The sequence below is a fragment of the Sphaerimonospora mesophila genome (assembly GCF_001417795.1).
Taxonomy (GTDB): Bacteria; Actinomycetota; Actinomycetes; order Streptosporangiales; family Streptosporangiaceae; genus Sphaerimonospora; species Sphaerimonospora mesophila.
Map to the genome: position 1 here is coordinate 181,330 of NZ_BCBX01000034.1, position 20,883 is coordinate 202,212.

At 71.1% G+C, this 20,883-nt stretch carries 19 protein-coding genes; 13 read left to right on the forward strand and 6 right to left on the reverse strand.

Features of this window, described 5'->3' with window-relative positions; translation table 11 throughout:
- Positions 1 to 54: 54 nt before the first annotated feature.
- The 3 genes from AP234_RS12940 (at position 55) to AP234_RS12950 (ending at position 3,943) form a co-directional block, all read left to right on the forward strand.
- Positions 55 to 1,692 (forward strand): thiamine pyrophosphate-dependent enzyme, encoded by a 1,638-nt coding sequence (locus AP234_RS12940; RefSeq protein ID WP_063842885.1) that lies wholly within the window; start codon positions 55 to 57, stop codon positions 1,690 to 1,692.
- On the forward strand, positions 1,689 to 3,125 hold the full coding sequence (locus tag AP234_RS12945; protein WP_055479871.1) for an aldehyde dehydrogenase family protein: 1,437 nt from the start codon (positions 1,689 to 1,691) through the stop codon (positions 3,123 to 3,125). Before AP234_RS12940 ends, AP234_RS12945 begins: the two co-directional genes overlap by 4 nt.
- 101 nt (positions 3,126 to 3,226) lie before the next feature.
- A complete protein-coding gene (locus AP234_RS12950) occupies positions 3,227 to 3,943 on the forward strand; it encodes an FCD domain-containing protein (protein WP_055479872.1) in 717 nt (238 codons plus the stop codon).
- Between the two features lie 59 nt (positions 3,944 to 4,002).
- Here AP234_RS12950 and AP234_RS12955 read toward each other — a convergent pair whose 3' ends face one another.
- From AP234_RS12955 to AP234_RS12965, 3 genes are read right to left on the reverse strand one after another with little or no spacing between them, the layout of a single operon-like run.
- Positions 4,003 to 4,512: a hypothetical protein gene (locus AP234_RS12955; protein ID WP_055479873.1), complete on the reverse strand. Its 510-nt coding sequence runs from the start codon at positions 4,510 to 4,512 to the stop codon at positions 4,003 to 4,005.
- On the reverse strand, positions 4,505 to 5,743 hold the full coding sequence (locus AP234_RS12960; protein WP_055479874.1) for a Rieske 2Fe-2S domain-containing protein: 1,239 nt from the start codon (positions 5,741 to 5,743) through the stop codon (positions 4,505 to 4,507). Before AP234_RS12960 ends, AP234_RS12955 begins: the two co-directional genes overlap by 8 nt.
- Positions 5,736 to 6,731 carry a 2Fe-2S iron-sulfur cluster-binding protein gene (locus AP234_RS12965; protein WP_055479875.1) on the reverse strand — a complete coding sequence of 332 codons (996 nt, stop codon included), beginning with the start codon at positions 6,729 to 6,731 and terminating at the stop codon, positions 5,736 to 5,738. Before AP234_RS12965 ends, AP234_RS12960 begins: the two co-directional genes overlap by 8 nt.
- Positions 6,732 to 7,126: 395 nt before the next feature.
- Here AP234_RS12965 and hpaH point away from each other — a divergent pair, with 395 nt between their 5' ends.
- The 7 genes from hpaH to AP234_RS13000 all read left to right on the forward strand — a co-directional run bounded on the left by hpaH (position 7,127) and on the right by AP234_RS13000 (position 14,310).
- Entirely contained in the window at positions 7,127 to 7,912 is a 786-nt protein-coding gene (hpaH, locus tag AP234_RS12970) for a 2-oxo-hept-4-ene-1,7-dioate hydratase (RefSeq protein ID WP_055479876.1), read from the forward strand.
- The gene (locus tag AP234_RS12975; protein ID WP_200926496.1) at positions 7,897 to 8,697 is read left to right on the forward strand and encodes an aldolase/citrate lyase family protein; all 801 of its coding nucleotides are present in this window, start codon (positions 7,897 to 7,899) and stop codon (positions 8,695 to 8,697) included. Before hpaH ends, AP234_RS12975 begins: the two co-directional genes overlap by 16 nt.
- A complete protein-coding gene (locus tag AP234_RS12980; RefSeq protein WP_055479877.1) occupies positions 8,694 to 10,148 on the forward strand; it encodes a fumarylacetoacetate hydrolase family protein in 1,455 nt (484 codons plus the stop codon). Before AP234_RS12975 ends, AP234_RS12980 begins: the two co-directional genes overlap by 4 nt.
- A complete protein-coding gene (locus tag AP234_RS12985) occupies positions 10,145 to 10,798 on the forward strand; it encodes a GntR family transcriptional regulator (protein WP_200926497.1) in 654 nt (217 codons plus the stop codon). Before AP234_RS12980 ends, AP234_RS12985 begins: the two co-directional genes overlap by 4 nt.
- 39 nt (positions 10,799 to 10,837) lie before the next feature.
- Positions 10,838 to 12,361, forward strand: a complete 1,524-nt coding sequence (hpaE, locus tag AP234_RS12990; RefSeq protein WP_055479878.1) for a 5-carboxymethyl-2-hydroxymuconate semialdehyde dehydrogenase — start codon at positions 10,838 to 10,840, stop codon at positions 12,359 to 12,361.
- Positions 12,358 to 13,449 carry a 3,4-dihydroxyphenylacetate 2,3-dioxygenase gene (hpaD, locus tag AP234_RS12995; RefSeq protein WP_055479879.1) on the forward strand — a complete coding sequence of 364 codons (1,092 nt, stop codon included), beginning with the start codon at positions 12,358 to 12,360 and terminating at the stop codon, positions 13,447 to 13,449. Before hpaE ends, hpaD begins: the two co-directional genes overlap by 4 nt.
- 114 nt (positions 13,450 to 13,563) lie before the next feature.
- Positions 13,564 to 14,310: a type 1 glutamine amidotransferase gene (locus AP234_RS13000; RefSeq protein WP_152990390.1), complete on the forward strand. Its 747-nt coding sequence runs from the start codon at positions 13,564 to 13,566 to the stop codon at positions 14,308 to 14,310.
- Between the two features lie 153 nt (positions 14,311 to 14,463).
- On the opposite strand, the gene AP234_RS13005 is transcribed toward AP234_RS13000, so the two are convergent.
- The 3 genes from AP234_RS13005 to AP234_RS37220 all read right to left on the reverse strand — a co-directional run bounded on the left by AP234_RS13005 (position 14,464) and on the right by AP234_RS37220 (position 15,744).
- The gene (locus tag AP234_RS13005) at positions 14,464 to 15,069 is read right to left on the reverse strand and encodes a class I SAM-dependent methyltransferase (RefSeq protein WP_055479880.1); all 606 of its coding nucleotides are present in this window, start codon (positions 15,067 to 15,069) and stop codon (positions 14,464 to 14,466) included.
- Positions 15,070 to 15,130: 61 nt separating this feature from the next.
- Positions 15,131 to 15,553, reverse strand: a complete 423-nt coding sequence (locus tag AP234_RS13010) for a DUF6223 family protein (RefSeq protein ID WP_055479881.1) — start codon at positions 15,551 to 15,553, stop codon at positions 15,131 to 15,133.
- Between the two features lie 38 nt (positions 15,554 to 15,591).
- Positions 15,592 to 15,744 carry a hypothetical protein gene (locus AP234_RS37220; RefSeq protein ID WP_160330431.1) on the reverse strand — a complete coding sequence of 51 codons (153 nt, stop codon included), beginning with the start codon at positions 15,742 to 15,744 and terminating at the stop codon, positions 15,592 to 15,594.
- Between the two features lie 26 nt (positions 15,745 to 15,770).
- Between AP234_RS37220 and AP234_RS13015 the strand changes: the two genes are divergently transcribed.
- From AP234_RS13015 to AP234_RS13025, 3 genes are all read left to right on the forward strand, one after another.
- Positions 15,771 to 16,898: a histidine kinase gene (locus AP234_RS13015; protein WP_055479882.1), complete on the forward strand. Its 1,128-nt coding sequence runs from the start codon at positions 15,771 to 15,773 to the stop codon at positions 16,896 to 16,898.
- Positions 16,895 to 17,557, forward strand: a complete 663-nt coding sequence (locus AP234_RS13020; protein ID WP_055479883.1) for a response regulator — start codon at positions 16,895 to 16,897, stop codon at positions 17,555 to 17,557. The genes AP234_RS13015 and AP234_RS13020 overlap by 4 nt, the downstream gene beginning before the upstream one ends.
- An 861-nt stretch (positions 17,558 to 18,418) precedes the next feature.
- Positions 18,419 to 20,839, forward strand: a complete 2,421-nt coding sequence (locus AP234_RS13025) for a non-reducing end alpha-L-arabinofuranosidase family hydrolase (RefSeq protein ID WP_055479884.1) — start codon at positions 18,419 to 18,421, stop codon at positions 20,837 to 20,839.
- Positions 20,840 to 20,883 lie beyond the last annotated feature (44 nt).

Consider the following 20,883-nt stretch of genomic DNA (forward strand, 5'->3'; position numbering starts at 1 on the left):
CGCCCCCGTGCGTCCCACCCGGTCCCCCGCCGATGAGCTTCCCTAAGGAGATACATGAACATGACGGGCGGCGAGGCTCTCGCCCGTTCGCTGGCCGCCAACGGCGTCAGCCAGGTATTCGGCATCCCGGGCGTGCAGCTCGACCACGCGGCGGACGCGCTCTACCACGCGAGCGACCACATCGCGTTCACCTGCGTGCGCAACGAGCAGGCCGCCTCCTACATGGCCGACGGCTACGCCCGCTCCACGGGACGGCCCGGCGTCTCGATGACGGTGCCGGGACCGGGCATGCTGAACGGCCTGGCCGGGCTCGCCACCGCGTACGCCTGTTCCTCTCCGCTGCTCTACATCTGCGGGCAGATCGACTCGGGGGCCATCGGCAGGGGGCTCGGCGCGCTGCACGAGATCCCCGACCAGAGCGGCATCCTGCGCTCGCTCACCAAGTGGAGCGCCCTGGCCTCCCGCCCCGAGGAGATTCCCGGCCTGGTCCACCGCGCCTTCGCCGAGATGCGCTCCGGCCGGCCCCGCCCGGTCGGCCTGGAGATCCCGCCGGACGTGCTCGCCGCGACCGCCGACGTCGAGATCCCCGACGCCGCCCCGCCCGCGCCCGCCGTACCGGACCAGAAGCTGATCGACTCCGTGGCAGAACTGCTGCGCGGCTCGCGGCGGCCGGTGATCTACGCCGGCGGTGGCGTGATCGCCGCGGACGCCTCGGCGGAGCTGCGCGAGCTGGCCGAGATCCTGCACGCGCCGGTGGTGGTGAGCGAGAACGGCCGCGGCGCGATCTCCGCCAGGCACCCGCTCGCGTTCGACGCGCTGGCGTTCCGCCGGCTGCGGGAGAACGCCGACGTCGTGCTCGCGATCGGCACCCGGTTCGTGACGGCCTTCAGCTCGCAGGTCGACACGGCGGGCGCCCGCCTGGTCCTGATCAACGCGGAGGCCGCCGACCTCGGCGAGCCCCGCACCCCCGAGCTCGCCGTGCACGGCGACGCCCGGCTGGCCCTGGCCGCCCTGACCGAGGAACTGCGCGGCCTCGACCGCGAGTCCCGCACGGCCGAGTTCGCCGCCGTGCGGGACTGGCTGGAGGAGCAGTACGCCGACATCGCGCCGCAGCGCGCCTACCTGCGGGCGATCCGCGCCGCGCTCCCCGAGGACGGGGTGCTGGTCAGCGAGCTGACCCAGGTCGGCTACGCCGCCAACGCGTGCTTCCCGGTCTACCGGCCGCGCACCTACCTCACCCCCGGCTACCAGGGCACGCTGGGGTACGGCTTCGCCACCGCCCTCGGCGTGAAGGCGGCCGACCCGGACCGGCCGGTGGTCTCGATCACCGGTGACGGCGGCTTCTCCTGGACGCTGCAGGAGCTGTCCACCGCGAAGAAGTACGGCCTGGCCACGGTGACCGTGGTCTTCAACGACGGATTCTTCGGCAACGTGCGGCGGATCCAGAAGAACCGCTTCGGCGCCCGCTACTTCGCCAGCGACCTGGTCAACCCCGACTACGCCAGGCTCGCCGACGCCTTCGGCATCGCCGCCGCCCGGGCGACCGGCCCCGAGGAGCTGGAGACGGTGCTGAAGGAGGCGCTCGACGCAGGTGAGCCGGTGCTCGTCGAGGCCCCCGTCGGCGAGTTCCCCGGCCCCTGGCACCTGATCCACGAGGGCGTCCCGCGCCCCGCGCCGCTGGAGGCGTCATGATCACACGTGACCGTCTGCTGATCGGCGGGGAGTGGACCGCCCCGCGCGGGGACGGCTCCGGCACGCTCGACGTGGTCGACCCGGCGACCGACCGGGTGGTGGGGCGCGTCCCGGTGGCCTCGGCCGCCGACGTCGACGCGGCGGTCCGGGCCGCGGCGGCGGCCTTCCCGAGCTGGTCCCAGGTTCCGATGGGGGAGCGGGTCGCCCTGGTCGAGCGGATCAGAGCCGGGGTCGAGGAGCGGCGCGAGGAACTGGCGGCGCTGCTCACGCTCCAGATGGGAACGCCCATCACCTTCGCGAGGCAGGCGCAGCTCGGCGTCGCGCTGGCCGACCTCGACGAGATCGTCAAGGCCGGGCGCGACCACACGGCCGAGGAGGTCGTCGGCGGCGCCCTGGTCGTACGCGAGCCCGCCGGCGTGGTCGCCGCGATCACCCCGTGGAACTTCCCGCTGCACCAGATCGCGCTCAAGGTGGGCGCGGCCCTGGTGGCCGGGTGCACGGTCGTGCTGAAGCCGAGCGAGCTGACCCCGCTGGACGCCTACGTCTTCGCCGAGATCGTGCAGGCGGCCGGAGCGCCCGCCGGCGTGTTCAACCTGGTGCCGGGCGACGGACCGGTCACCGGGGAGGCGCTCGTCGCGCATCCCCTGGTGGACGTGGTCACGCTGACCGGATCCGTACGGGCGGGAGCACGGGTGGCCGAGCTGGCCGCGCCCACGATCAAGAAGGTCACGCTGGAGCTCGGCGGGAAGTCGGCCGGAATCGTGCTCGACGACGCCGACCTCGCGTCCGTCGTCCCGCAGGCGGTCGGCGGGTGCTTCGCGAACGCGGGGCAGATCTGCGCCGCGCTGACCCGGCTGCTCGTCCCCGCGCACCTGCTCGAGGAGGTCGAACGGCTCGCGGCCGAGGCGGCGACGGGATGGGTGCCCGGCCCGCCGTCCGATCCGGCCACCAGGCTCGGCCCGCAGGCGTCGCGGCGGCAGCAGCGGATCGTCCAGGACCACATTCGCGCCGGCATCGCCGAGGGCGCCCGGCTCATCGCGGGCGGCGCGGAGAGCGCGGAGCCGGCGGGGCCGGGCGCCTACGTCTCCCCGACGATCTTCTCGGACGTGCGGCCGGAGATGACCATCGCACGCGAGGAGATCTTCGGCCCGGTCCTTTCGATCATGAGCTACGGCACGGAGGACGAGGCGGTCGCCATCGCCAACGACTCCGACTACGGGCTGTCGGGCGGCGTGTGGTCGGCCGACCCGGCCAGGGCGCTCGCGGTGGCCCGCCGCCTGCGCACCGGGATGGTGAGCGTCAACGGGGCGGGACTCAACGTCGCCGCGCCCTTCGGCGGCTACAAACGGTCGGGCGTCGGCCGCGAGTGCGGGCGCTACGGCATCGAGGAGTTTCTGGAGATCAAGACCGTGGTGGGCGTGCCCACCGCTTGAACCGTCGGCGGCCGGGGCCGCGGCTCCCACGCGGGGCCGCGGCCCCGGCCGGTTCCGCGTCGGCCGCCCGGACGCCACCGGCCTGAGATACTGGATGCACCATGTCTGTTTCACGAGCCGTTGCCCGCCGGCGCTCAGCCGTCGACGCCGTCGCGTCGGAGATCGAAGACGACATCACGGAGGGACGGCTCCGGGTCGGCAGCAGGCTCGGCACCCGTGCGGAGCTCGCCGGCAGGTTCGGCGTGGCGCCGACCACCATCGCCGAGGTCGTACGCGTCCTCGAGGCCAAGGGGCTGATCACGACCCGCACCGGTCCCCAGGGCGGGGTCTTCGTCGCCCAGCGGACGGCGCAGGCCGTGATCGGCAACGGATTCCTGAACCTGCAGGACGTGACGAGCACCGCGATCGACTGCGTCCGGGTGATCGACGCGCTGGAGCCCGCCGTCGTGCAGGCGGCCACCGAGCATCGCTCCGCCGCCGACGCGGAAGACCTCGACCGGCTGCTCGAACAGCTCCGCGCGACCTGGCGTGACCGGGTCGCCGGCCTGCGCAACAACTGGCGGCTGCACCGCAGGATCGCGGAGATCGTGCCCAACCCCGTCCTGAAGACGGTCTATCTCAACCTGCTGGCGTACGTGGAGTCGCACGACGACTTCTACGTCGCGGACGACGGCATCCCGCCCAACTCCCGGGTCCGGCTCCAGATCCACGAGGACCTGATCGCCGCGATCGTGGCGGGAGACCGGGCCGCCGCCGCCGACGCCGTGCGACGCCACCAGACCGTCTACGACGATTTCCGCGTCGTCCCGGCTCCGTGAGGAGACGCGGTCACGACGCGTGAGGAGACGTGCTCACGAGACGTGCACGCGAGACGCGGTCACGACGCCGGGCCGAAGACCGCCTCGTCGATCGCGGAGAGGTCGAGTCCCACCAGTCCCTTGGCGGGATCGACCCGGACGACGACGCCGCCCGGATCGTCGGGCAGCGGGTCGAGGTCGACGACCGGGTCGTCGATCCACACCCAGGGCCGGTCCCCGGCGTACTGCCGGATCGCCGCGAGCTTGTTGAACTGCAACGGCAGGTAGGGCCACGGATCGGCAGGGAGGCCGAGAACCTCGGCCAGCGCGAGGTGCGCGTTCGGCCCCCACTCGGAGGCCCAGACGATGCCGTAGCGCCGCGCCAGGTGGGCGACCGCCTCGCGGGTGCCATCGGGCACCCGCAGGTCGCGCACCCACTTCCCCCGTGCCGAGAGATGCTCGAGCCGGGCCGGGACGCGCGTCTCGCCGTCGAGGACGACGACGCCGTCGACGCCGAGCACGGCCAGCGGTGTACCGGAGGTGACGGCCGCCGGCGTGTACTTGGCCAGCAGCGCGACGGGGCTAGGCATCCACGAGTCCTTCCGCCAGTGCCTCTTCGGGGGTGAGGAAGAAGTTGCCGCCGGTGATGTGGACGACCTCGTCGGCGGGGTCGCGGATCACGCCGACCGGGTCGTTCCCGGCGGCGACGGCGCGGACCTGCTTGGCCATCATCCGGCGGAGCATCGCCACGCCCTGGTCGGTGGTGGTGAGGTGATCCTCGGAGTGCAGCGAGATCGGCCCCTGGCTCTTCTGCGCCTCGTAGTCACCGGGCATCCGCCGGTGCTCCTCCTCGTCGAGCTCGGCCCACGGCCTGCCGCCGAAGGTGGAGCGCAGCTTGACCAGGAAGTCGGGGTCCTCGTGGACCGCGAGGGTGAAGATGCGGAAGGAGGTGTCGTCCTCGGGCACCACCCAGCCGATCAGGTTGGTCTGGCCCGGTGTGAGCCGGGGACTGGGCACGACCCGGAGGTTGGGGAACATCACCTCGGTCCGCCGGCGCAGCGCCTGGCCGTCGTCGAGTTTCCTGATCTGCGTCGAGCGGACCCCGACCGGTGTGTACTCGAACGTGACCTCGGGGATCACGGCCATCTCCGGGGTGAACTGCTCACCGCTGAACCGCGCGTGCAGGATCGGCACGTGGAAGGGGTCCATGACGTTCTCCCAGTGCTGCATCCAGTTGAAGTCCAGCACCTCCGGCCCGCCGCCGCCGACGCCGGCGTCGTTGACGATGAGGTGCTCGCCCTCGGGGATGTCCTCGAAGACGTCGTAGCGGGGCAGGACGGGTTTCTTGTCGGCGGGCCCCATGTAGGCCCACACCAGTCCGTAGCGCTCCTGCACCGGATACCAGGGCTGCCGGACCTTGTCGCGATGCTGGCCGAGGTCGGGTTCGCACGGCTGCTCCAGGCAGTGGCCCGCCGGATCGAATACCCAGCCGTGGTAGCAGCAGCGGATGCCGTCCTCCTCCACCCCTCCGTAGTAGAGCGAGGCGCCGCGGTGGATGCATCGCGGATGCAGCAGGCCGGGCCGGCCGCGGCCGGTGCGGAAGAGGATGAGCTCCTCGCCCAGGACCTTGACGCGGCGCGGGGTGGTGGTGACCTTCTCGGACTTGGAGATCGGATGCCAGTAGCGGCGCATCACCTCCCCGTACGGCGTGCCGGGGCCGATCAGCGCCAGCTCGTTCAGCGGCGAGCCGAGTTTCAGCCCGTAGGCGGTTCCCGTGTCGAGTGCGGCTTCGGCGCCGTGGGTCGTCGTGGCGTCAGACATCGAGTTCCAGCTCCTCTGTCAGGGCCCGCGAGACGCAGACCATCATCGTTTCGTTCGCTTGCTTCTCCGCGTCGGTGAGGATCGAGTCGCGGTGGTCGGCGGCGCCGCTGAGCACGGCCACCTCGCAGGTGCCGCAGACGCCTTCACGGCAGGAAGACGGGACGCCGACGCCGGCGCCCACCAGGGCGTCGAGAACGCTCTGGTCGGGTTCGACCGTGACCGACCGCTGCGAGCGCGCGCAGCGCACCACGAAGGCACCCTGGCGCAGCGGCTCGCTCAACGGCTTGGCCTGGAAGCGCTCCACCCTGACCTCGTGTCCGAGCTCACGGGCGTGCCGCTCCACCTCGACGAGCATCCGTTCCGGCCCGCAGCAGTAGACGGCCGCCGACGGGTGCGCCCGCGCGACGGCGTCGCGCAGGTCGAGCCGCCGTCCCTCGTCCGAGGCGAAGACGTGTACGGCCCCGCGGCCGTCGCCGGCGCCGCCGAGCTCGTCACGGAACGGGACGGCATCGCGTGAACGGACGGCGAGATACAGCTCCCACGGCCGCCCCTCGGCGGTGGCCCGCCGCATCATCGGCAGGAGCGGAGTGATGCCGATGCCGCCGGCGAGGAAGACGTAGCACGGGGCGTCGACGTAGGGGAACGTGCTGCGCGGCTCGCTCACCTGCAGGATCTCGCCCACCCGGAGCCGTTCGTGCACGTGCCTCGACCCGCCCCGGCCGCCGCGATCGAGGGCCACGGTGATCCGGTAGGACGAGCGGTCGGCGGGATCGCCGCTGAGGGAGTACTGCCTGACCAGCCCCGGCGCCAGCTCGACGTCGACGTGCGCGCCCGGCGTCCACGCCGGCAGCGGCGCCCGGTCGGCCGAGGCGAGCACGACGGACACGATGCCCGCCGCCTCCCAGTGCAGGGTGGCGACACGCAGGGACAGGTGCGTCCGCGTTGCCGGTCCGGTCTCAAGCGGCTGGTCGAGCCGCATCGCCGTCATCGAAGCCGCTCACGAACGACGAGTCCGTCGAGGTCGGCGGGCAGCCCCGGCACGCCCGTCTCGAGCCCGATGGCGGAGCGGCCACCGGGTGCTTCGCCGGCACTCAGATTCATCCTGACCTTCCCGTTCGATGCAGCGGCACCACCCACCACGTGGCGCGGCAGGGGCAACAATAGTGCATATTAGACATGTTTAATAGGTTCGATAGCGGACCCCGTGTCCGGCCCCCGCCGCGAGGAGGGTGCGGGTCGATCGAGCATGTTGAATACGTTTAATGTATCGTTCCTGATGCCAGATCGTATATGATTCGTGTCGCGCGGCCATCGCGGTGCTGAAGGTCCTCCTGATCCTCATGGTCGTCCCGTAGTCGAAGGATGTAACGGAGAGTGAAACCAGTGCTTCGGCAAGAACAGATCGAGCGGATCGCCGACGAACTGCTCGCCGCCGACCGCGAGCGGAGCGTCGTACCGCTGCTGAGCGCCCGCCACCCCGAGATGGAGATCGAGGACTCCTACGCGATCCAGGCGCTGTGGGCGGAACGCCGGGTCGAGGCGGGCCACCGGATCGTCGGCCACAAGATCGGTCTGACCTCGAAGGCGATGCAGGCCGCCACCGGGATCACCGAGCCCGACTACGGGGTGATCTTCGACGACATGGTCTTCGAGAACGGCGTCGTGATTCCGTACGACGACTTCTCCAACGTGCGCGTCGAGGTCGAGCTGGCCTTCGTGCTGGACAAACCGCTCGCCGGCCCGGCCTGCACGCTGTTCGACGTGCTCGACGCCACCAGGTACGTCGTCCCGGCACTGGAGATCCTCAACTCGCACATCGAGCTGCGGGGCCGGACCATCGTCGACACGATCAGCGACAACGCGGCCATGGGCGCGATGGTCGTCGGCGGGCGCCCCGTCGCCGTCGACGCGGTGGACCTGCGATGGGTGAGCGCGCTGCTCTACCGGAACCAGACCATCGAGGAGACCGGGGTCGCGGCCGGCGTGCTCAACCACCCGGGCACGGGCGTGGCCTGGCTCGCCAACAAGCTCGCCCAGCACGGCACCACGCTCGCGGCCGGGGAGATCATCCTCTCCGGTTCCTTCACCCGTCCGATGTGGGTGGAGCGCGGCGACACCGTACACGCGGACTACGGCGACCTGGGGGCGATCACGTGTCGCTTCGAGTAGACCCGACGTTCCGCGACGCCCTCGCCGCGGCCCGCCGGCCGCTGATCGGCATGTGGGTCTGCAGCGGCAGCCCGCTGGTCGCCGAGATCTGCGCCGGCAGCGGGCTCGACTGGCTGCTGATCGACGCCGAGCACAGCCCCAACGGTCTGGAGTCCCTGTTCGCCCAGCTGCAGGCCGTCCACGGCCATCCGGTGACTCCGCTGGTACGCCCGCCGGTCGGCGACCCCGTCGTCATCAAGCGCTACCTCGACCTGGGCGCGCAGAACCTGCTGATCCCGATGGTCCACTCCGCGGAACAGGCGGCGGCGATGGCGAGCGCCGTCGAGTATCCGCCGCGCGGCGTCCGGGGCGTGGGCAGCGCCCTGGCGCGCGCGTCCCGCTGGAACCGGGTCCCCGACTACCTGCGCACCGCCCGCGAGACCATCTCGCTCTATCTCCAGATCGAGTCGGCCGAGGCGGTCGAGAACGTCGAGGCCATCGTCTCCACGCCCGGAGTCGACGGGATCTTCGTCGGACCGTCCGATCTGGCGGCCTCGATGGGCGTGCTCGGCGAGCAGGACCACCCCGAGGTGGTGGCCGCGGTCGAGCACTGCCTCCGGGCCGCGGCGGCGGCCGGCCGCAAGGCCGGCCTCAACGCCTTCGCACCGGCGCTCGCCCGGCGCTACCTCGCGGCGGGCGCCGACTTCATCCTCGTCGGCGCCGACGTCCAGCTGCTCGCCCGCGGGAGCGAGCGGCTCGCCGCCGAGTTCGTCAAGGAGACCTCGTCCACCAAGGAGACCTCGTGAGCGCGATCGGACGGCCCGGCAAGATCATCGCCCTGCATCTGAACTACCCGTCCCGCATCGCACAGCGCGGGCGCACCCCGGCGCACCCGTCGTTCTTCCTCAAGCCGGCCTCGTCGATGGCCGCGAGCGGCGACGTCATCGAGCGCCCGGCCGGCACCGAGCTCCTGGCGTACGAGGGCGAGATCGCCCTGATCGTGGGCACCAGGGCGCGCCGGGTCACTCCAGCGGAGGGATGGGCGGCGATCTCGGGGATCACCGCGGCCAACGACTGGGGCGTCTACGACCTCCGCCATGTCGACAGGGGCTCGAACCTCCGCAACAAGGGGGGAGACGGCTTCACTCCGCTGGGCCCGGAGGTGATCCCGGCCGCGTCGGTCGACCCCGCCGCCCTGCGGGTCCGCACCTGGGTCAACGGCGTGCTCAAGCAGGACGACACGACGGCCGACCTGGTCTTTCCGTTCGGGACGCTCGTAGCCGACCTGTCGCAGCTGATCACCCTTGAGCCCGGCGACGTCATCCTGACCGGCACCCCGGCCGGCTCCTCCGTCGCGGTCCCCGGCGACGTGGTGGAGGTCGAGGTCGACGCGCCGACCGCCCCCGGCGCGCCCAGCACCGGCCGCCTGGTCACCAGGGTGGTCGAGGGAACGACGCCGTTCGCCGACTACGGCGCCAAGCCGCATGTCGACGACCTGCAGCGCGTCGAGGCGTGGGGCGACGCCGAGACGGCGGGCGTCACCGTGCCCACGCCGTTCACCCTGAGCGACGAGCTGCGCGAGAAGCTCTCCTCCGCCGCCGTGGCGACGATCAGCGCGCAGCTGCGCAAGCTGGGCCATCCGCATTCCTCGATCGACGGCGTCCGCCCGCTGGTCCCCGGGACGAAGATGATCGGGATCGCGCGGACCCTGCGGTTCATCGCGCACCGGCCGGATCTGTTCGCCTCGCACGGCGGCGGCTACAACGCCCAGAAGCGGGCCTTCGACTCCCTCGCCGAGGGCGAGGTGCTGGTGATCGAGGCACGCGGCGACGCGACCGCCGGCACCGTCGGCGACGTCCTCGCGCTGCGCGCGAAGACGCTGGGCGCCGCCGGGATCGTCACGGACGGGGCCGTACGCGACTCGGCCGCCGTCGCGGGCATCGGCCTCCCGACGTACGCCCGGGCCGCCCATCCCTCCGTGCTCGGCAGGCGGCACGTCCCGTGGGAGGTCGACACCGCGATCACCTGCGGCGGCACCGCCGTGCTGCCCGGTGACGTCGTGGTCGGCGACGACGACGGCGTCGTGGTCATCCCGCGGAAGCTCGTCGAGCAGGTCGCCGCCGGAGCGGCGGACCAGGAGGCCGAGGACGCCTGGATCGCCGCGCGGGTGGCGGAGGGTCATCCCGTCGACGGCCTCTTCCCGCTCGGCGACGAGTGGCGCCGGCGTTATCGGGCCTGGCGGGAGGAACGGTCGTGACCCAGACCAGGAGCAAGTCCCGGCTCGCCTACGACTGGATCAAAGAGCGGATCGAGACCCGGCGGTTCTCGCCCGGATACCGCCTGGTCCTCGATGCCATCGCGCGGGAGATCGGCGTCAGCACGGTCCCGGTGCGCGAGGCGATCCGCATGCTCGAGGCGGAGGGCCTGGTGACGTTCGAGCGCCACGTCGGCGCCCAGGTCGCCTTCATGCAGGAGCAGGAGTACCTGCACACGATGCAGACGCTCGCCCTCGTGGAGGGCGCCGCGACCGCGTTGTCGGCGCCCCGCGTCACCGGCGACCACATCGCCCGGGCCCGGGCGATCAACGACCAGATGGCCGAGTCGCTGAAGGACTTCGACCCGCAGCGGTTCACCGAGCTCAACCTCGCCTTCCACACGGTGCTCTTCGAGCAGTGTCCCAACCCGCACATCGCCGACCTCGTCCAGCGAGGGTGGAAGCGGCTGGCCCTGCTCCGCGACTCCGTCTTCGGCTTCGTGCCCGGCCGGGCACACGAGTCCGTCGAAGAGCACGAGGCGCTGCTACGGCTGATCGAAGCCGGAGAGACGCCGCTGACCATCGAACTCGCGGCCCGTGACCACCGGCTCGGCACCCTCGACGCGGTGCTGGCCTACCAGGCCGGCCGCTGACCACCGACCACACCGACCCACCTCAGCCAGGAGCGACCATTGAGCCAGAACGCCCCGCACGGGTTGCCGGATCGAATCCGGCACTTCATCGACGGAGAGTTCGTCGACAGCGTCGACGGCGACACTTTCGACGTGCTCAACCCCGCCACCGACCAGGTCTACATCAAGGCCGCCGCCGGGAAGAAAGCGGACGTCGACCTCGCGGTGGCCGCGGCGCGGCGGGCCTTCGACGGCCCGTGGCCGAAGCTGCTGCCCCGCCAGCGCTCGCGGGTGCTGCACCGGGTGGCCGACCTGGTCGAGGCGCAGGACAAGCGGCTCGCCGAACTGGAGACGTGGGACACCGGGCTGCCGATCACGCAGGCGCTCGGCCAGGCCCAGCGCGCCGCCGAGAACTTCCGGTTCTTCGCCGACCTGATCGTCGCCCAGCGCGACGACGCCTACAAGGTGCCCGGCCGTCAGGTCAACTATGTGAACCGCAAGCCCAAGGGCGTCGCGGGCCTCATCACGCCGTGGAACACCCCGTTCATGCTCGAGTCGTGGAAGCTCGCCCCGGCGCTGGCCACCGGCAACACCGTGGTGCTCAAGCCCGCCGAGTTCACCCCCCTGTCGGCCTCGCTCTGGGCGGAGATCTTCCGCGAGGCGGGCGTGCCCGACGGAGTCTTCAACCTGGTCAACGGCTTCGGCGAGGACGCCGGCGACGCGCTCGTGAAGCACCCCGACGTGCCGCTGATCTCGTTCACCGGCGAGAGCCGTACCGGGCAGATCATCTTTGCCAACGCCGCGCCGCACCTCAAGGGCCTCTCGATGGAGCTCGGCGGCAAGTCGCCGGCCGTCGTCTTCGCCGACGCCGACCTGGAGGCGGCGCTGGACGCGACGGTGTTCGGGGTGTTCTCGCTCAACGGTGAGCGCTGCACGGCGGGCAGCCGCGTCCTCGTCGAGCGGTCCGTCTACGACGAGTTCGTGGAGCGCTACGCCGAGCGCGCGAAGAACATCGTGGTGGGCGACCCGCGCGACCCCGCGACCGAGGTCGGCGCGCTCGTGCACCCCGAGCACTACGCCAAGGTCATGAGCTACATCGAGATCGGCAAGAGCGAGGCCCGTCTCGTCGCCGGCGGCGGCCGCCCGGAGGGACTCGCCGAGGGCAACTACGTCGCCCCCACCGTCTTCGCCGACGTCGAGCCGGACGCCCGGATCTTCCAGGAGGAGATCTTCGGGCCGGTCGTCGCGATCACCCCGTTCGACGGTGAGGAGGAGGCGCTCCGGCTCGCCAACGGCGTCATGTACGGCCTCGCCGCGTACGTCTGGACGAACGACCTCCGGCGCGCCCACACCTTCGCCCAGAGCATCGACGCCGGCATGGTCTGGCTCAACTCGAACAACGTGCGCGACCTGCGCACCCCGTTCGGCGGCGTGAAGGCCTCCGGCCTCGGCCACGAGGGCGGCTACCGGTCGATCGACTTCTACACCGACCAGCAGGCCGTGCACATCACGCTGAACGAGGCCCACTCGCCCCGGTTCGGCCGCGGACCCGAGGCCGCCACGTCGTTCAGGACGCAGAAATGAGCGAGGAGACCGCCATGACCGCCGACATCCCCACCCCGAAGGCCCCGGCGCCCGACATCGTCCGGTGCGCGTACATGGAACTGGTCGTCACCGACCTGAAGAAGTCACGCGAGTTCTACGTCGACCTGCTCGGCCTCGTCGTCACGGCGGAGACCGAGAACGAGATCTACCTGCGGACGTTCGAGGAGTTCATCCACCACAACCTCGTGCTGCGGCAGGGCCCGGTGCCCGCCGTCGCCGCGTTCGCCTACCGGGTCCGCGCTCCCGAGGAGCTCGACCGGGCGGTCGCGTTCTACACCGAGCTCGGCTGCCGGGTGGAGCGCCGCAAGGAGGGCTTCGTCAAGGGCATCGGCGACGCGGTCCGGGTCCAGGACCCGCTCGGGTTCCCGATCGAGTACTTCTACGAGGTCGAGCACGTCGAGCGCCTCGCCTGGCGCTACGACCTGCACATCCCGGGCGCGCTGGTCCGCCTCGACCACTTCAACCAGGTCACGCCGGACGTGCCGCGCGCGGCGAAGCACATGGTGGATCTCGGCTTCCGGGTGACGGAGGACATCGAGGACAGCGAGGGCACCGTCTACGCCGCGTGGATGCGCCGCAAACCGACCGTCCACGACACCGCGATGACCGGTGGCGACGGCCCGCGCATGCACCACGTCGCCTTCGCCACCCACGAGAAGCACAACATCATCGCGATCTGCGACAAGATGGGCGCGCTGCGGATCTCCGACCGGATCGAGCGCGGCCCGGGCCGGCACGGCGTCTCGAACGCGTTCTACCTCTACATCCTCGACCCGGACGGTCACCGCGTGGAGATCTACACGCAGGACTACTGGACCGGCGACCCGGACAACCCGCTCGTGACGTGGGACGTCCACGACAACCAGCGCCGTGACTGGTGGGGCAACCAGGTCGTCCCGAGCTGGTACACCGAGGCGTCGGCGGTGCTCGACCTGGACGGCGACCCCGTACCGGTCGTGCAGCGCACGCAGGCCAGCGAGATGGCCGTGACGGTCGGCGCCGACGGCTTCTCCTACACCCGGGTGGGCGACGTCGAGCGCGGTTTCAAGCTCGGCGAGCAGCTGTGATCCGGTAGCCGGCGGTCAGGCTCGCCGCGCCGGCGATCGTACCGGCGCCGGATGGTACGGCGGCCGCGGACTTCGCGGGTGCGCACGCCGGCGGGGGAGGTAAAGTCAGGCCTCATGCCGGAGATGCCGCGTGTGCTCGCCGTACAGAACGAGGCGAGCGGAGGCCCTGGACGATTCGGGGAATGGCTGGCCGCCGCCGGGGTCGCCGTCGACGTGGCCACCGCCTTCGACGGGTCCGCCCTCCCGTCACGGCTGGAGCACGACGGCCTGATCGTGCTCGGCGGCGGCTACCTGCCGGACGACGACGACAGGGCGCCCTGGCTGCCGGCCGCCCGCGCCCTCGTCGAGCAGGCCCTCGCCCGGTCGGTGCCGTTCTTCGGCATCTGCCTCGGCGGGCAGATGCTGGCCTCGGTCGGCGGCGGGAAGGTCCAGGGCGACGCCGGGGCGCCCGAGCACGGCAGCACGTCCATCACCGTGCGGGCCGAGGCGGCGGGCGACGCCGTCTTCGGCGGGCTGCCCGCCGCGGTCCCGGCGATCGAGAACCACGTCGACGCCATCACGGCCCTGCCGCCGGGCGCGGTCTGGCTGGCCGAGACCGGACGCTGCCCCTACCAGGCATTCCGGCTGGGCGATCGCGCCTGGGGCGTGCAGTTCCACCCCGAGGCGAGGCCCGAACGCATCCGGCAGTGGGACGCCGAGCACGCGCGTCGGCGCGGCCTCGATCTCGACGGGCTGTACGCCGCCGCCGTGACCGACGACCCGCTCGCGCGGGCCGCCTGGGGTGGCGTGGCCGCCCGTTTCGCCACCCTGGTCAGGGACGGAGTCCGTTTCACGGCGGCCCCGGACGGCGCGACCAGCTGATCGACGCCGCGCTTCACGTGATCGCCGAGCCGCGTCGCGGCGACGACGCACCGGGAGATCGCCCGCGTCGCGGACGTGCCGCTCGGGTCGACGACCTGCGAGCCGACACCTGCGTTGACGCCGCTCCGCCCGCTCTCACCCGGGCCGCGCGTGTCAGGCGGGGCGGAGGAGGGCGACCAGGAAGCTTGAGTCGTCCGTGAACGGACGCAGGTCCCAGGTGGACAGCAGCAGGTCGGGTTCGAGTCCGGCGGCCGCCGCGTCGGCGAAGAAATCGCAGAACTCGTAGTCGCGGCCGGCGCCGAAGCCGATCGCGGCCCGGCCGCCCGGCGCGAGGTGCGCCCGGAACCGTTTCAGCACCTCGCGCCGGGTGCTCGGGGCGAGGAACGCCATCACGTTCCCGGCGCAGACGATGGCGTCGAACGGCGTGGTGACGCCCCGCGCGGCAAGGTCGAGCTCGGCCAGGTCGCCGACCATCCAGCGCGGCCCCGGGTGATCCTGCTCGGCGGCCTCGATCAGAGCCGGGTCGACGTCGACGCCGACGACGTCGTGACCGGCCTCGGCCAGCGCGCCGCCGACCCGGCCGGATCCGCAGCCGGCGTCGAGGATGCGGGCGCCGCGCGGCACCATGGCGTCCACGAGGCGGGCCTCCCCGGCGAGGTCGTCGCCGGCGCGGGCCATGGCACGGAAGCGCTCGATGTACCAGGTGGAGTGACCGGGGTCGGCGGCGACCTTCTGCATCCAGATGCTCTGTTCAACCATGTCCGCATTCTCCCGCAGCGCGGCACCGTGCTTCGCGGCGGAGCACGGGTGCGCGCCGCGGTCAGCCGGTACGGCGGGCGCGGGCCAGCGTGAGCCCGCCGAGGAGCATGGCGATCAGTCCCACCGCCAGGGCGATGAAGCCGCCGACTATTCCGTAGCCGGTGCCGGGGCCACCCTCGGCAGCGGCCACGACCAGCCCGCCGATGACCGCGCAGGCCGCCCCCGCGACCAGGGCCGCGACGGCTCCGCCTCTCCCGCTGCCGGTGCCGATGCGACCGGTGGAGCGGGCCAGGGCCAGCCCGCCGAGGACCACGCCGACCAGCCCCAGCAGCACGGCCACCACGGACCACACCCGCCCGGCGGTCAATGCGTAGGCATCGACGTCGGCGGTCCGGGCCAAGACGCGCGCGGCCGCCGGTGCGGCAGGCACCAGCGCCCCGAGCGGGGCGAGGGCGGCTACGGGAAGCAGATGACGGACGGACATGAGTGCTCCTTCTTCTCCTACGACTGGGCCACGCCAGATCATGTCCGCCGGGACCATCGCGGGTCGTCCGGCCGACGCAGGCAATCCGGGCTGCCGCCGATGCGGTAGCCGGCCGGCGAGGCCGCCACGGGAGTGGCGAAGGTACCGCGGACGCGGTAGCGGCCGACCATCCGTACGCAGGAGTCGCCCACGCGCGCATCCGGCTAGGGTGCGGCGCATGAGAACAGGACGGTGCGGCGTCCGGGCGGCTGTCATCGACTGGGCGACCGCCGTCGGCGTGGCGGCGACCCTGCTGGTCACCGGGCTGGCCGGGCGGCACCCCGCCATGCACCTCGCCCTGCTCGGCTACGCGCTGCTGACGGTCGGCGGCCTGACGCTCGTCGCACGCCGCCGGGCTCCGGTCACCGTGCTGGTCGTGACCGGGCTGTGCGCGCTGGGCTACCAGGCCGCCGGCTTCGACGTGCCCGCCGTCGCGTACCTGTTCGCGGTGTACGCGGCGGTGCGGGCGGGACAGCGCACCGTCACGGTGGCGGTGAGCGTGGCCATGCTGGCCGTTCTCCCTCTCGCGGCCCTGGCCTCGGGCCTGCACGACACGGGCGAGGTGTTCGCGCGGGCCAGAGGCGCCCTCGAACTGGCCTGGCTGATCGCGGCCGGCGCCGCGGGTGAAGCGCTGCGGCAGGCCGAGCGGCGGGCGGACGAGGCCGAGCGCACCCGGGAGGAGACCGCGCGGCGCCGCGTCGACGAGGAGCGACTGCACATCGCGCGCGAACTGCACGATTCGCTCACCCACCAGATCTCGATCATTCAGGTGCAGGCCGAGGTCGCCGTCCACGTGGCGCGCAAACGGGGGGAACAGGTGCCGCAGGCCCTGCTGGCGATCCGGGAGGCCGGTCGTGAGGCGGCCCGGGAACTGCGCGCGACCCTGGAGGTGCTGCGCGACGACGGAGAGAGCCCCCCGCACGGGCTCGACCACGTCGCGGAACTGGTGGACCGGACCCGGACGACCGGCCTCGACACGACACTGACGATCGAGGGACGACGATATGACCTGCCCGCCGAGGTGGACCGGACGGCCTACCGGATCGTCCAGGAGTCGCTGACCAACATCACCCGGCATGCCGCCGCCGCGACGGCATCGGTCCGCATCGGCTACCGTCCCGGCGCCCTCGCGATACGCGTCGACGACGACGGCAAGGCCACGCCGGCAGACGTCTCGGTGCCCGGCGTCGGGCTGCTCGGAATGCGCGAACGGGTCACCGCTCTCGGCGGCAGGCTGCGGGCGGCGCCACGCGACGAGGGAGGATTCACCGTCCAGGTCGAAATTCCCGTGGACGGAACATCATGATCCGTGTTCTGCTGGTCGACGACCAGCCGCTCCTGCGCAGCGGATTCCGCGCGCTCCTCGACCTCGAAGACGACATCGAGGTGGTGGCCGAGGCGGGCGACGGGATGGAGGGCCTGGCGCTGGCCAGAGAACACCTGCCCGACATCGCGCTCATCGACATCCAGATGCCGGTCGTCGACGGCATCGAGGCGACGCGGCGCATCGCCGCCGACCCGGCCCTGGCCGGGGTGCACGTCGTCATCCTGACCAACTACGGCCTGGACGAATACGTCTTCAACGCGCTGCGCGCCGGCGCGGCCGGATTCCTCGTCAAGGACATCAGGCCGGAAGACTTCCTGCATGCCGTACGGGTGGCCGCGCGCGGCGACGCCCTGCTCGCACCGTCGATCACCCGCAAACTGATCGACCGATACGTCACCCAGCCGCTCCACACCGGGGTCGACACGAGGGTGAAAGAGCTGACCAACCGCGAACGCGAGGCCGTCGCCCTGGTCGCGCGGGGCCTGTCCAACGACCAGATCGCCGACCGCATGGTGATCAGCCCGCTGACCGCGAAAACCCACATCAACCGGGCCATGACCAAGCTCCACGCCCGCGACCGCGCTCAGCTCGTGGTCTTCGCCTACGAATCCGGTCTGGTCGCCCCACGCGGATCCTGACGTCCACGTCCGTCGACGTGCGGCCGCCATTGACGTACGGACCGATGGCCGGGGCCCCCGGGGTTCCCGGCCATCTCCGCCAACGGTGGTGCGACGTCAGGAGCGCCCGCTCCAGGTTCACCTCTGGTCGTCGCCGCCCCAGCAGGAGTAGAGCCGGATCACCGCGTGGTCGCCGGCGCCGCCCGAGTCCGGGCATGTGCCCCGTAGACCCGTAGACCCGGAGCTTCTGAGCCGGTGCTTAAGTTAATAGCTGAGAATGCGATATTTCAGCACTCATGGATAAGTACCCATAGCAGGGTGTTTCGGTCGGATATGACGGATTTCTAGTGGTACACCCTGAATGTTAGCGCTCACATTCTATCGATCGGTCGAGTCCCTTCTCCATCGGACGGGTGGAGGTGGTGTGGGGTGGAGCACACACGAGGGACGGAGCAGATGTCAAGGGTCCGATGTGTCGCGCGCCGGCCGCGCGGGGCCTGATCCCGGCCCACCTGGGAGTCTTCGCGCCGGCGCACCCGACCGGTGCGGACCGGATGGTGAAACTTTCACCGACGTTTCCGGCGTCAGCACTGCGGGACGCCGAAAATTTCCACCCACATTAATCCGTGTCATCGGGTGGAGCTTCGCATGCCGGAGAAGAGGTGGGGCGAAAGTTTCTCTTATGCTCTTGACAAGTTTCGGTGGGGTTTCCACACTTGGTCTCCAAAGCGGTCCCCACAGCCGACTGATGGCAGGGAGACCGCGCGTCTGCGACGCCCTGGTGGTGTGCGTCCACCCGAATCGGCGGGACGCGGCGTCGAGCCCGCGGGGACGTCCCCGCGCTTCCCCCTCTATTCGTGATGCAGTTACGGAGGCTCAGAAATGGGCAACGCCTTACCCTCGCCTGGAACCCGGTTACGCCGGGCTCTGGCCACCGGCGCCCTCGGCATCCTCGGCGCTGCCACGGCTCTGGTGGCGGTGTCGGCTCCCGCCGACGCCGCGGCGAGCACGCTGGGCGCGGCCGCCGCGCAGAGCGGGCGGTACTTCGGTACGGCCATCGCCGCCGGCAGGCTCGGTGACTCGACCTACTCCTCGATCGCCAACCGTGAGTTCAACATGATCACGGCCGAGAACGAGATGAAGATCGACGCCACCGAGCCCAACCGGGGGCAGTTCAACTTCACCCAGGCCGACCGGATCTACAACTGGGCCGTGCAGAACGGCAAGCAGGTCCGCGGCCACACCCTGGCCTGGCACTCCCAGCAGCCCGGCTGGATGCAGTCGCTGTCCGGCAGCGCGCTGCGCCAGGCCATGATCGACCACATCAACGGGGTCATGGCCCACTACAAGGGCAAGATCCCCTACTGGGACGTCGTCAACGAGGCCTACGCCGACGGCAACTCCGGCGGCCGCCGCGACTCCAACCTCCAGCGCACCGGCAACGACTGGATCGAGGTCGCCTTCCGCACCGCGCGGGCCGCCGACCCGGCCGCCAAGCTCTGCTACAACGACTACAACATCGACAACTGGACCTGGGCCAAGACCCAGGGCGTCTACAACATGGTCCGCGACTTCAAGCAGCGCGGCGTGCCGATCGACTGCGTCGGTTTCCAGGGCCACTTCAACAACCAGAGCGCCTACAACCCCAACTTCCGCACCACGCTGCAGAGCTTCGCCGCCCTCGGCGTCGACGTCGCGATCACCGAACTGGACGTGGAGGGCGCCTCGCCCACCACCTACGCCAACATCGTCAACGACTGCCTGGCCGTGCCGCGCTGCGTCGGCATCACCGTGTGGGGCGTCCGCGACAGCGACTCCTGGCGCTCCAGCCAGACCCCGCTGCTCTTCGACGGCAACGGCAACAAGAAGCCCGCCTACACCTCCGTGCTCAACGCACTCAACGCCGCCACGCCCGGGCCTACCCCCACCCCCACCCCCACGCCCACGACCCCGCCCGGCGGCGGTTCCGGGCTGATCAAGGGCGTCGGCTCCGGCCGCTGCGTGGACGTGCCCAACTACAGCACCACCGACGGCACCCAGCTGAACCTGTGGGACTGCCACGGCGGCACCAACCAGCAGTGGACCTACACCTCCGCCCAGGAGCTCCGGGTCTACGGCAACAAATGCCTCGACGCCGGCGGCACCGGTGACGGCGCGGTGATCCAGATCTACAGCTGCTGGGGCGGCGACAACCAGAAGTGGCGCCTCAACTCCAACGGCACCATCGTCGGCGTACAGTCCGGCAAGTGCCTCGACGCGGTCGGCGGCGGCACCGCCAACGGCACCAAGCTCCAGCTCTACTCCTGCTGGAACGGCGACAACCAGAAGTGGACCTGGAGCGGCGGCACCACGACCCCCGGCCCCACGCCCACGCCCACGCCCACGCCGACCGGCACGTGTGCTCTTCCGTCGACGTACCGCTGGACCTCGACGGGCCCGCTGGCGAACCCGAAGTCGGGGTGGGTCTCGCTCAAGGACTTCACCAACGTCGTCTACAACGGCAAGCATCTCGTCTACGCGACGACGCACGACTATGGCTCGAGCTGGGGTTCGATGAACTTCGGCCTCTTCTCGAACTGGTCCGACATGGCCTCGGCCCCCCAGAACACGATGAACTTCTCCACCGTCGCGCCCACGCTCTTCTACTTCGCCCCGAAGAACATCTGGGTGCTGGCCTACCAGTGGGGTGGGACGGCCTTCTCCTACCGGACCTCCACCGACCCCGCCAACCCGAACGGCTGGTCATCGCAGCAGACCTTGTTCACCGGAAGCATCTCCGGCTCCGGAACAGGACCCATCGACCAGACGCTCATCGGTGACAGCAACAACATGTACCTGTTCTTCGCCGGTGACAACGGCAAGATCTACCGGGCCAGCATGCCCATCGGGAACTTCCCCGGCAGCTTCGGCTCGAACTACACGACGATCATGAGCGACTCGACGAACAACCTGTTCGAAGGAGTCGAGGTCTACAAGCTCCAGGGCCAGAACAAATACCTCATGCTCGTCGAGGCGATCGGCTCGCAGGGTCGCTACTTCCGCTCGTTCACGGCCACCAGCCTGGACGGCACGTGGACACCGCAGGCCGCCACCGAGAGCAATCCCTTCGCCGGCAAGGCCAACAGCGGCGCCACCTGGACCAACGACATCAGCCACGGCGACCTGGTCCGCAGCAACCCCGACCAGACCAAGACCGTCGATCCCTGCAACCTGCAGCTGCTCTACCAGGGACGTAGCCCCAACTCCGGCGGCGACTACGGCCTCCTGCCCTACCGGCCGGGTCTGCTGACACTGCAGCGCTGACCTCCGCTGCTCCGCCTGCGGGCGGCCGGGCAAGACCGGTGAAA

Excerpts from the sequence above, each read along its gene's own strand:
- AP234_RS12940 (WP_063842885.1), top strand. The coding sequence starts at position 55 with ATGAACATGACGGGCGGCGAGGCTCTCGCCCGTTCGCTGGCCGCCAAC.
- AP234_RS12945 (WP_055479871.1), top strand. The coding sequence starts at position 1,689 with ATGATCACACGTGACCGTCTGCTGATCGGCGGGGAGTGGACCGCCCCG.
- AP234_RS12950 (WP_055479872.1), top strand. The coding sequence starts at position 3,227 with ATGTCTGTTTCACGAGCCGTTGCCCGCCGGCGCTCAGCCGTCGACGCC.
- AP234_RS12955 (WP_055479873.1), bottom strand. The coding sequence starts at position 4,512 with ATGCCTAGCCCCGTCGCGCTGCTGGCCAAGTACACGCCGGCGGCCGTC.
- AP234_RS12960 (WP_055479874.1), bottom strand. The coding sequence starts at position 5,743 with ATGTCTGACGCCACGACGACCCACGGCGCCGAAGCCGCACTCGACACG.
- AP234_RS12965 (WP_055479875.1), bottom strand. The coding sequence starts at position 6,731 with ATGACGGCGATGCGGCTCGACCAGCCGCTTGAGACCGGACCGGCAACG.
- hpaD (WP_055479879.1), top strand. The coding sequence starts at position 12,358 with ATGAGCGAGGAGACCGCCATGACCGCCGACATCCCCACCCCGAAGGCC.
- AP234_RS13000 (WP_152990390.1), top strand. The coding sequence starts at position 13,564 with ATGCCGGAGATGCCGCGTGTGCTCGCCGTACAGAACGAGGCGAGCGGA.
- AP234_RS13005 (WP_055479880.1), bottom strand. The coding sequence starts at position 15,069 with ATGGTTGAACAGAGCATCTGGATGCAGAAGGTCGCCGCCGACCCCGGT.
- AP234_RS13010 (WP_055479881.1), bottom strand. The coding sequence starts at position 15,553 with ATGTCCGTCCGTCATCTGCTTCCCGTAGCCGCCCTCGCCCCGCTCGGG.
- AP234_RS13015 (WP_055479882.1), top strand. The coding sequence starts at position 15,771 with ATGAGAACAGGACGGTGCGGCGTCCGGGCGGCTGTCATCGACTGGGCG.
- AP234_RS13020 (WP_055479883.1), top strand. The coding sequence starts at position 16,895 with ATGATCCGTGTTCTGCTGGTCGACGACCAGCCGCTCCTGCGCAGCGGA.
- AP234_RS13025 (WP_055479884.1), top strand. The coding sequence starts at position 18,419 with ATGGGCAACGCCTTACCCTCGCCTGGAACCCGGTTACGCCGGGCTCTG.